This window comes from Dietzia cercidiphylli (genome assembly GCF_014145145.1).
Classification (GTDB): Bacteria; Actinomycetota; Actinomycetes; order Mycobacteriales; family Mycobacteriaceae; genus Dietzia; species Dietzia natronolimnaea.
The window spans coordinates 1-8,752 of the sequence record NZ_JAALEA010000219.1; the positions used below are offsets into that span (position 1 = coordinate 1).

11 protein-coding genes are annotated in these 8,752 nt (G+C 69.3%); 5 read left to right on the forward strand and 6 right to left on the reverse strand.

Annotated elements, in window-relative coordinates; translation table 11 throughout:
• A partial coding sequence (locus G6028_RS08405; protein ID WP_182658616.1) for a DUF1707 SHOCT-like domain-containing protein occupies positions 1 to 346 on the reverse strand: 346 nt, incomplete at its 3' end.
• An 86-nt stretch (positions 347 to 432) separates the two neighbouring features.
• Here G6028_RS08405 and G6028_RS08410 point away from each other — a divergent pair.
• The 3 genes from G6028_RS08410 (at position 433) to G6028_RS08420 (ending at position 3,445) form a co-directional block, all read left to right on the forward strand.
• A complete protein-coding gene (locus G6028_RS08410; protein ID WP_182616965.1) occupies positions 433 to 1,347 on the forward strand; it encodes an ATP-binding cassette domain-containing protein in 915 nt (304 codons plus the stop codon).
• Complete coding sequence (locus tag G6028_RS08415) at positions 1,344 to 2,108, forward strand: ABC transporter permease (RefSeq protein ID WP_182616967.1); 765 nt, start codon at positions 1,344 to 1,346, stop codon at positions 2,106 to 2,108. The genes G6028_RS08410 and G6028_RS08415 overlap by 4 nt, the downstream gene beginning before the upstream one ends.
• 89 nt (positions 2,109 to 2,197) lie before the next feature.
• Positions 2,198 to 3,445, forward strand: coding sequence for a CapA family protein (locus tag G6028_RS08420; protein WP_182658617.1), 1,248 nt, complete (start codon positions 2,198 to 2,200; stop codon positions 3,443 to 3,445).
• Between the two features lie 28 nt (positions 3,446 to 3,473).
• Here the strand turns inward: G6028_RS08420 and thiC are convergent, their stop codons facing one another.
• Positions 3,474 to 5,174, reverse strand: coding sequence for a phosphomethylpyrimidine synthase ThiC (gene thiC, locus G6028_RS08425; RefSeq protein WP_241730638.1), 1,701 nt, complete (start codon positions 5,172 to 5,174; stop codon positions 3,474 to 3,476).
• 183 nt (positions 5,175 to 5,357) lie between these two features.
• Between thiC and G6028_RS08430 the strand changes: the two genes are divergently transcribed.
• Together G6028_RS08430 and G6028_RS08435 are read left to right on the forward strand one after the other, a co-directional pair.
• On the forward strand, positions 5,358 to 5,654 hold the full coding sequence (locus tag G6028_RS08430) for a GNAT family N-acetyltransferase (RefSeq protein ID WP_182658618.1): 297 nt from the start codon (positions 5,358 to 5,360) through the stop codon (positions 5,652 to 5,654).
• Positions 5,655 to 5,754: 100 nt separating this feature from the next.
• Positions 5,755 to 6,192 carry a CD225/dispanin family protein gene (locus G6028_RS08435; RefSeq protein ID WP_182658619.1) on the forward strand — a complete coding sequence of 146 codons (438 nt, stop codon included), beginning with the start codon at positions 5,755 to 5,757 and terminating at the stop codon, positions 6,190 to 6,192.
• An 18-nt stretch (positions 6,193 to 6,210) separates the two neighbouring features.
• Here G6028_RS08435 and G6028_RS08440 read toward each other — a convergent pair whose 3' ends face one another.
• From G6028_RS08440 to G6028_RS08455, 4 genes are all read right to left on the reverse strand, one after another.
• Positions 6,211 to 6,627, reverse strand: coding sequence for a CoA-binding protein (locus G6028_RS08440; protein ID WP_182616970.1), 417 nt, complete (start codon positions 6,625 to 6,627; stop codon positions 6,211 to 6,213).
• 124 nt (positions 6,628 to 6,751) lie between these two features.
• Complete coding sequence (ppk2, locus tag G6028_RS08445) at positions 6,752 to 7,645, reverse strand: polyphosphate kinase 2 (RefSeq protein WP_179523458.1); 894 nt, start codon at positions 7,643 to 7,645, stop codon at positions 6,752 to 6,754.
• Between the two features lie 37 nt (positions 7,646 to 7,682).
• Complete coding sequence (locus G6028_RS08450; RefSeq protein WP_182616972.1) at positions 7,683 to 8,483, reverse strand: exodeoxyribonuclease III; 801 nt, start codon at positions 8,481 to 8,483, stop codon at positions 7,683 to 7,685.
• Positions 8,484 to 8,496: 13 nt separating this feature from the next.
• The coding region (locus tag G6028_RS08455; RefSeq protein ID WP_182658620.1) for a GNAT family N-acetyltransferase at positions 8,497 to 8,752 on the reverse strand (256 nt) is incomplete at its 5' end.

The following is an 8,752-nucleotide window of genomic DNA, read 5'->3' on the forward strand; positions in this document are numbered from 1 at the left end:
CCGCCGGAACCGTCCACGCGCCCCTGCGCTCGCACCCGCCCATGAACGCCAGGGACGTCGACGGACCGCTCCCCCCGGTGACCCTGCGTGCGGGTGCCGCATCGCGGTGCGCTGCGGGCGCGGCCCCGCCGTCGCGACGGGCGGGGGACAGGTCGCGGGTGAGTTCGGCCAGGTCGGACTGGAAGAGGGCCCCGTAGGCCTTGGTGGTCCGCTCGTCGAACTCGGCGAGGGTCAGGCGCCCTTCCGAGTAGGACTGCTGGAGGAACCTCGCCGTCGCCTCACGCTCGTGGTCCGAGGCGCGGATCGACGGGAGCTCGGGGCCGGGATCAGGGCGGTCGTCATCCATGGGACGAGCGTAAGCCCTGACACACCTGTACGGGAGCTGAGTGGGAGGAGCCCGCTTCCCGCGCTCCGGCATGCACACTGGAGACCATGATCGAGGTACGCAATCTCACCAAACGCTTCGGCGCCGCTACGGCGGTCGAGGACCTCAGCTTCGTGGTCCGGCCGGGTGTCGTCACCGGCTTTCTCGGCCCGAACGGGGCCGGGAAGTCCACCACCATGCGGATGATCGTCGGCCTGGACACCCCCACCTCGGGTGAGGCGCTGATCAACGGCCGGCGCTACCGGGAACTCGAGCGCCCGACCCACACCGTCGGGTGCCTGCTCGACGCGTCCTGGACCCACGCCAACCGGTCGGCGGGCGCGCACCTGAAGATGATCGCTGCCGCTGGTGGTCTGCCCGCCACCCGCGTCGACGAGGTGCTGTCGCTGGTCGGGCTGAGCGACGTGGCCGGCCGCAAGGTGGGCGGCTACTCGCTGGGCATGCGCCAGCGTCTCGGGCTGGCCACCGCCATGCTCGGCGACCCCGAGGTGCTGCTCTTCGACGAGCCGGTCAACGGTCTCGACCCCGAGGGCATCCTCTGGATCCGCCGCTTCATGCACGCGCGCGCCGCCGAGGGCCGGACGGTACTCGTGTCGAGCCACCTGCTGTCGGAGATGGCACAGACGGCCCAGGACCTCGTCGTCATCGGTCGGGGGGTGCTCCGCGCCCAGACATCCGTCGAGGAGTTCCTCTCCGCGGCCACGTCCTCCGTCCTCCTCCGGACTCCGCACGTCGACGAGTTCACCGCCGCCGCCCGGGAGGAGGGGATCACCGCCACCTTCGACCCCGAGGCCGGAGCGTTCCTCGTCGAGGGGCTGCCCGCCTCCCAGGTCGGTGAGCTCGCAGCCAGCCTGGGGATCACCGTCCACGAACTACACGAGAAGCGGGCGTCGCTCGAGGAGGCCTTCATGGCGCTCACCGATCAGGACGTCGAGTACCACGGTCAGGAGACCACCCGATGAACCTGCTGAAGTCCGAGTGGATCAAGGTCACCACAACCAAGAGCGCCTACTGGCTGTACGGCCTGGGCATCGCCCTCGCCCTCGGCCTGGCCGCGATCATCGGCCAGTTCGAGCAGCCCTCGGCGGGGGACCCGATCGTCGGGGAACCCGGCGGCGGGGGCGACCCGCTGTTCGCGATCCTGGGAGTCGGCGCCTTCACCGTGATCCTCGCGTGGATCGCGGCGATCGTCGCCGTGACCGGCGAGTACCGCTACCACACGAACAAGGCCACCTTCCTCGCCTCTCCGTCGCGGTGGCCTGCGGTGGTGGCCAAGACCGTGCTGTTCACCGTGATGTCGATGGTCGTGACCGCCGTTGCGGTGGTGCTCTCGCTACTGGTGGCGGGGGCCCTGTCCGGACTGGACTCCTGGACCCCGTTCTCAGGGGACGGGCTGACGTACCTCGTACGGTTCCCGGTCTACGCCGCGCTGGGCACGGTCGCCGTGATGGGGCTGGCGTACATCATGCGCAACGCCGCCGGTACGATCTCCTTGTTCCTGGTGTGGACATTGGCTCTCGAGGGCATGGTCTCGCTGATCCCGCGGGTGGGGCAGGACATTGCCGGCTGGATGCCGTTCGCCAACGGTGACTACTGGACCCAGGGTGAGACCGCGCGCGGGTTCATCACGTGGGGCGAGTGGCCGGCCTTCGCGTGGTTCGCGGCGGTCTGCGTGGCGCTGTGGGTCGCAGGACTGGTGATCACCCTGCGCCGGGACGCCTGAGTCCGCGCACCCGACTCGACCTCGCGTCGGGGCTGGCCCCGCGACGTCGTAGCCGGCGTCGCCCGATCTAGTGGAGTGAGTCGCGCCGCATGGCATCGATATCGACCCCCGCGTCGAGGGCGCGGGACGCCGCCGCGCGCGCCGAGCGTTCGGCCTCCCGCCGCACGGTTCTCCGTGGCCGCGGTGCCCGACGAGGTCTGGCGGTGGGGACGGCGGTGGGGCTCGTCGTGGGGCTGGCCGCCGGCATGCTCGGGGGAGTCGCCCTGGGGCGGGGCGCGGTGTCGGTCGACGGCGCCCGGTCGATCGGCGCGGGTCTGGTGGGTAGCGCACCGACCGGTGACGACGACGAGGTCGATCCCGTCGCCCCTCCCGTGCGGCCTGCCGAGCAGATCACTCTGGCCTTCGCCGGCGACGTCCATTTCGAGAACCATCTCGCTCCTCTGGCCCGCGATCCCGAGTCGTTGGCGGAGCTGCGCACGAGCCTGGGTCGGGCGGATGTGTCCATGGTGAACCTGGAGACCGCGCTCACCGAGCGGGGGACGCCGGTGCCGGGCAAGCCGTTCACCTGGCGGGCGCCCGCCGGTGCGCTCGATGCCGTGGCCGGGGCGGGTGTCGATGTGGTGACCATGGCCAACAACCACGCCGTCGACTTCGGGGAGGTCGGTCTCGCGGACACCTTCGACGCCATCGACCAGTCGCCGATCCCCGTGATCGGAATCGGTCGCGACGAGTCCGAGGCCTTCGCGCCCGAGGTGTTCGACGTGCGGGGTGTCAAGGTCGCGTTCGTCAGTGCCTCCCAGATCGTGGAGGAGACCACCAGCTACTACGCGGCGGGACCCGGGCGACCGGGAATCGCGTCCGCGTTGCCCCGCGATCGACTGCTGCGGGCGGTCCGCGAGGCGCGGCAGGAGGCCGACGTGGTGGTCGCCTATGTGCACTGGGGCCTCGAGGGTTACACGTGCCCGGGCGACGAGGCGATCGCGGCGGCCCGTGAGCTCGAGGCGGCCGGCGCGGACGTGATCCTGGGCAACCACGCGCACCGGGTCAACGGCGCGGGCTGGGTCGGGGACGCCTACGTCCACTTCGGTCTGGGCAACTTCGTGTACTACCTCAACCGCGAGCCCGCCGGGCACACCGGTGTGCTCACCGTGACGGTGGACGTCCCGGCCTCCGACGAGCCGCGTCCCGATCGGTCTCTGGTGACCGATGCCGACTGGGACGCGATGCTCATCTCCGGTGACGGCATCCCCCGACGGCAGGACGCGGCCACGACGCAGCGCCTGCAGCAGGCTTTCGAGACGGCCCGCGAGTGCACGCCGGCCCGCGCCACGCCCTGACCGGCTACTGCCGTGCCCCGGCCGGCTACTACTCGGTGATCGGCAGGTAGACGCGGGATCCCTGTCCAGTGAACTCGGCCGACTTCTCGGCCATCCCGGCCTCGATCGCCTCGACGGTGTCCATGCCGTGCTGGGCGGCGTAGTCGCGGATGTCCTGGGAGATGCGCATCGAGCAGAACCTGGGACCGCACATCGAGCAGAAGTGGGCGGTCTTGGCGGGCTCGGCGGGCAGGGTCGCGTCGTGGTAGGCCAGCGCGGTGTCCGGGTCGAGCGCCAGGGCGAACTGGTCCCGCCAACGGAACTCGAACCGCGCGGTGCTCAGCGCGTCGTCGCGGGCCTGCGCGCCCGGGTGCCCCTTGGCCAGGTCCGCGGAGTGAGCGGCGATCTTGTAGGTGATCACGCCGGTCTTGACGTCATCCCGGTCGGGCAGGCCCAGGTGCTCCTTGGGGGTGACGTAACAGAGCATCGCCGTACCCGCCTCCGCGATCCGCGCGGCGCCGATGGCGGAGGTGATGTGGTCGTAACCCGGTGCGATGTCCGTGGCCAGCGGCCCCAGCGTGTAGAAGGGCGCCTCCTCGCACCACTCCTCCTCGAGCCGCACGTTCTCCACGATCATGTGCATCGGCACGTGCCCGGGGCCCTCGATCATCACCTGGACGCCGTGGCGCTTGGCGATCCGGGTGAGCTCACCCAGCGTGCGGAGTTCGGCGAACTGCGCCTCGTCGTTGGCATCCGCGATCGATCCGGGCCTCAGGCCGTCACCGAGGGAGAACGTCACGTCGTAGCGTGCGAGGATCTCGCAGAGCTCGGTGAAGTGGGTGTAGAGGAACGACTCGCGGTGGTGCGCCAGGCACCACGCCGCCATGATCGAGCCTCCGCGCGAGACGATCCCGGTGACGCGCTTGGCGGCGAGCGGGACGTACCGCAGGAGCACACCCGCGTGGACGGTCATGTAGTCCACGCCCTGCTCGCACTGCTCGATGACGGTGTCGCGGTAGAGCTCCCAGGTCAGCGCGGTCGGATCGCCGCCCACCTTCTCCAGTGCCTGGTAGATCGGCACGGTCCCCACGGGAACGGGGGAGTTCCGCATGATCCACTCGCGGGTCTCGTGGATGTCCCGCCCGGTGGACAGGTCCATGATGGTGTCCGCGCCCCACCGGGACGCCCACACCATCTTCTCGACCTCCTCCGCGATCGAACTGGTGACCGCGGAATTGCCGATGTTGGCGTTGATCTTGGTCAGGAAGCGCTTGCCGATGATCATCGGCTCGCTCTCCGGGTGGCGGTGATTGGCCGGGATGACGGCGCGGCCGGCCGCCACCTCGGTCCGCACCACCTCCACGTCGATCCCCTCGCGCGCGGCGATGAAACGCATCTCCGGGGTGATGTGGCCCGCGCGGGCCCAGGCCAGCTGGGTCCGCACCGGCGTGGGGTCCTCGGGCGAGGCCGGGACGGCCTCCGGGTGGGCCCAGCCGTCGCGAGTGGGCGGAAGTCCGGAGGCGAGGTCGTGGCACTCCCCGGCGTCGGCGTACCCGGTGTACGGGCCGGAGGTGTCGTAGACGTCGAACGTCGTGTCGTTGGTCAGTGAGATCCGACGGACGGGCACGCTCAGCGTGCTGCCCTCCGCCGGGACCTCGAGGTAGGACTTGCTGCTGGAATGGATGGGCCCGCAGGTCACTGCCTCGATCAAGGCAGTGTTCTCGCTGGTGGTGGACGTGTTTCTGCCCATGATGTTCACTTCTCCCTACGCCGGCATGACCCGGACAGGTTCAACGGTCGACGACCCGGCTGGCCGTCCTCTCAGCCCGCGCTCCGAAGCGGACTCCCGTGTGGACGAGTATGAAATTGTGCCGGGCGAGCGTACCCCGGCGAGTAGGATCACGTGTGGAACACACCCTGCCGAAGGAGCCCCATGTCCCGAGTAGAGTCACTGGTGTTGGTCCACAACACCGATAGAGACCGGTTCGAACTGTGGGACGGCGAGACGTTCATGGGCCTGGTGGGGTACGAGAAGGACGGCGAGGTCTACATCCTTCTCCACACCGTCATCGAGGAGCACTTCGGTCAGCAGGGCATCGCTCGCCTGCTGGTCAGTCTGGTCCTCACCCGGATGCGTCTGGACGGGAACAAGGTCCGGCCGGTGTGCAGCTATGTCCGCCGCTTCCTCATCCGCTTCCCCGAGTACCAACTCCTCGTCGCCCCCCGCTGACCCCGGTGGGGGAGGCGTCCGGCCCCACTCCGGCCGGATAAGTCGTGCGTTCTGCACGAGGGTGTTTCGGCCGACCTCACTCCGGGGATACGATTCGGCCATGACGAACCCGAGCTACCCCGGTTCCCCCTCCGACTCCCCGTTTGGTGCGGGCCCGTCTCAGGGTCAGGAGTCCGGCTACTGGCAGGACTCGTCCTACGGCCAGAGCGCACCCTCGTACGGCCAGCACCCCGGTTACGGGAGTCAGGGCACCGGGGCGTTCACCGGTCCGCCCGGGTCCGCTCGACCCGGCCCGCCGTCGAACATCGGGTGGGCTGTGGCCTCGCTCCTGTTCTTCTGGCCGCTGTCGTTCGTCGCGATGACCCGCGCCTCGGATGTCTACCCGCTGTGGGCGGCCGGGCACCACGCAGAGGCCGAGGCCGCGAGCGCCTCCGCCAAGAAGTTGGGCCTCATTTCTCTCGCCATCTTCGGGGGACTCGTGGTCCTCTACTTCGTCTTCATCATCGCCATGGTGGGGCTGGCCTCCACCGGGTACTGATCCCCGGCGCGGGTCGCCTCAGCGCAGCCCCAGCCGCGGCGCCTCGATGGCCGGGCACGCGTTCATCACCACGTCGAGACCGGCGTCCGCGGCCCGCCGGGCGGCGTCCTCGTCGATCACGCCCAGCTGCAGCCAGACCGCCTTCGCCCCCCTTGCGATGGCCTCGTCCACTACGCCGCCAGCCAGCTGGGAGTTCACGAAGACGTCCACGACGTCGATCTCCCCCGGCACTGACGCCAGGTCCGGGTAGCCCTGCTGCCCGTGGACCGTCTCGGCCTTCGGATGGACCGGGACGATCTCGTGGCCCAGGTCCCGGACGTAGGCGGCGATCCCGTACGCGGTGCGTCCGGCATTCGAGGACAGGCCCACCACGGCCCACCGCCCGCGATCCGAGAGCAGGCGCGTGATGACGGTCGGATCATTCGTGTGGCTCATACCCTGTGCAATGCGCGGCGTCGCGCGGACATTCCCCGACGGGCCCTGTGCGCGGGATCTTCCTTCGCGGGCTCAGTCAGTCCCCGACGGGCCCTGTGCGCGGGTTCTTCCTTCGCGGGCTCAGTCAGTCCCCGACGGCGACCTTGCCGCGCCGGACGATCTTCGGGTCAGGGTCGAACACGACCTGCGGGTCCTTCTCCGGGTAGTCGAACTGGTTGAGGAAGTGGCGCATCGCGTTGATGCGCGCCCGCTTCTTGTCGTTGGACTTGATGGTGATCCAGGGTGCCCAGTCGGTGTCGGTACGCCGGAACATCTCCTCCTTGGCGGCGGTGTACTTGTCCCACTTGTCCAGGGACTCCAGGTCCATGGGGGAGAGCTTCCACCGCCGGACCGGGTCCAGTTGACGGATCGCGAACCGGGTCTTCTGCTCCTCCCGGGTGACCGAGAACCAGAACTTGGTCAGTCCGATCCCGGAATCCACGAGCATCTTCTCGAACATGGGCGCCTGCTCCATGAACGTGGAGTACTGGGCGTCGGTGCAGAACCCCATCACCCGCTCGACGCCGGCCCGGTTGTACCAGGACCTGTCGAACATCACGAGCTCGCCGCGGGTGGGCAGATGGCTGATGTAGCGCTGGAAGTACCACTGGTACAGCTCGGTCTCGGTGGGTTTGATCAGCGCTACCACGCGGGCCTGGCGCACGTTGATGTACTCGGTGAACCGCTTGATCGTCCCGCCCTTGCCGGCGGCGTCCCGGCCCTCGAACACGATCACGTGCCGGTGACCCGACTCGGCCTGCCAGTTCTGGAACTTGAGCAGCTCGATCTGCAGCAGGTACTTCTCCACCTCGTACTGATTGCGGTCCAGCCGGTGGTCGTACGGGTAGTTCTCCCGCCACGTGTCCACGGCCCTGCCGTTGATGTCGATGAGGTCGGGGTCCTCACCGTGGTCGTCGCGCACGGTGAAGCCCTCGGCGCGAAGCCGGTCGATGTAGTGACGGAGTTGGAACGTGGACATCTGCGGGAGCTCCTGGTTCTGGGACGAGGTGGCGGTATCAGTCGAGGTCCACGACGACGGGGGCGTGGTCGGAGGCGCCCTTGCCCTTGCGCTCCTCGCGGTCGATGAACGCGCCCGTCACCCGTGCCGCCAACTCCGGTGAGTGCAGCTGGAAGTCGATGCGCATGCCCTGCTTCTTGGGGAAGCGCAGCTGGGTGTAGTCCCAGTAGGTGTAGACGCCGGGGCCCGGGGTGTACTCGCGGGTGACCTCGCGGAAGCCCGCTCCGTCGAAGGCGGCGAAGGCCTGCCGTTCGGGCTCCGAGACGTGGGTCTTGCCGTCGAACACCTCCATGTCCCACACGTCGTCGTCGTGGGGTGCCACGTTCCAGTCGCCCACCAGGGCCACCTGCGCGGCCGGGTCGGCGGCGAGCTCGGCGGAGGCGTGGTCGCGGAGCCGGGCCAGCCACTCCAACTTGTAGGTGTAGTGGGGGTCCGCCAGCTCGCGGCCGTTGGGGACGTAGAGACTGTAGACGCGGACACCGTCACACACCGCCGAGATGGCGCGCGCCTCCGGGTCCTGCGTGACCTCGGGGTCCTTGTGGAAACCGGGCATGTCGTCGAAGCCCAGCCGGACGTCGTCGAGCCCCACCCGCGAGGCCACGGCCACACCGTTCCACTGGCTGAGCCCGTGGTGGGCGACCTGGTACCCCAGCTCCTCGAACGCCTCGTGCGGGAATTGGTCGTCCTTGCACTTGGTCTCCTGCATGGCCAGCACGTCCACGTCCGAGCGTTCCAGCCAGGCCACGACACGGTCCCGTCGAGCTCTGATCGAGTTCACATTCCAGGTGGCCAGGCGCATGGCGAGCAGTCTATTACCCCGGATCGGATCGCGCGGACGGCGGAGCCGAACCTTCGACGACGACGAGGTGGCGCATCGAATGATGCGGGGCCAACCCGAGCTTGGCCCACAGGCCGCGACCGGCCGAGTTGTCCGCGAACACGTGGAGGTGACACTCCTCGGCGCCCAGCGACCGTCCCCACTCGACGAGCGCGCCCGTGCCCACCTCGGCGAGCCCGCGGCGGCGGTGGGCGTCGGCGGTCTGCACGCACGACACCGCGACGCGGGGC

Excerpts from the sequence above, each read along its gene's own strand:
- G6028_RS08430 (WP_182658618.1), top strand. The coding sequence starts at position 5,358 with ATGTCCCGAGTAGAGTCACTGGTGTTGGTCCACAACACCGATAGAGAC.
- G6028_RS08420 (WP_182658617.1), top strand. The coding sequence starts at position 2,198 with ATGGCATCGATATCGACCCCCGCGTCGAGGGCGCGGGACGCCGCCGCG.
- G6028_RS08435 (WP_182658619.1), top strand. The coding sequence starts at position 5,755 with ATGACGAACCCGAGCTACCCCGGTTCCCCCTCCGACTCCCCGTTTGGT.
- G6028_RS08415 (WP_182616967.1), top strand. The coding sequence starts at position 1,344 with ATGAACCTGCTGAAGTCCGAGTGGATCAAGGTCACCACAACCAAGAGC.
- G6028_RS08440 (WP_182616970.1), bottom strand. The coding sequence starts at position 6,627 with ATGAGCCACACGAATGATCCGACCGTCATCACGCGCCTGCTCTCGGAT.
- G6028_RS08450 (WP_182616972.1), bottom strand. The coding sequence starts at position 8,483 with ATGCGCCTGGCCACCTGGAATGTGAACTCGATCAGAGCTCGACGGGAC.
- thiC (WP_241730638.1), bottom strand. The coding sequence starts at position 5,174 with ATGGGCAGAAACACGTCCACCACCAGCGAGAACACTGCCTTGATCGAG.
- G6028_RS08410 (WP_182616965.1), top strand. The coding sequence starts at position 433 with ATGATCGAGGTACGCAATCTCACCAAACGCTTCGGCGCCGCTACGGCG.
- ppk2 (WP_179523458.1), bottom strand. The coding sequence starts at position 7,645 with ATGTCCACGTTCCAACTCCGTCACTACATCGACCGGCTTCGCGCCGAG.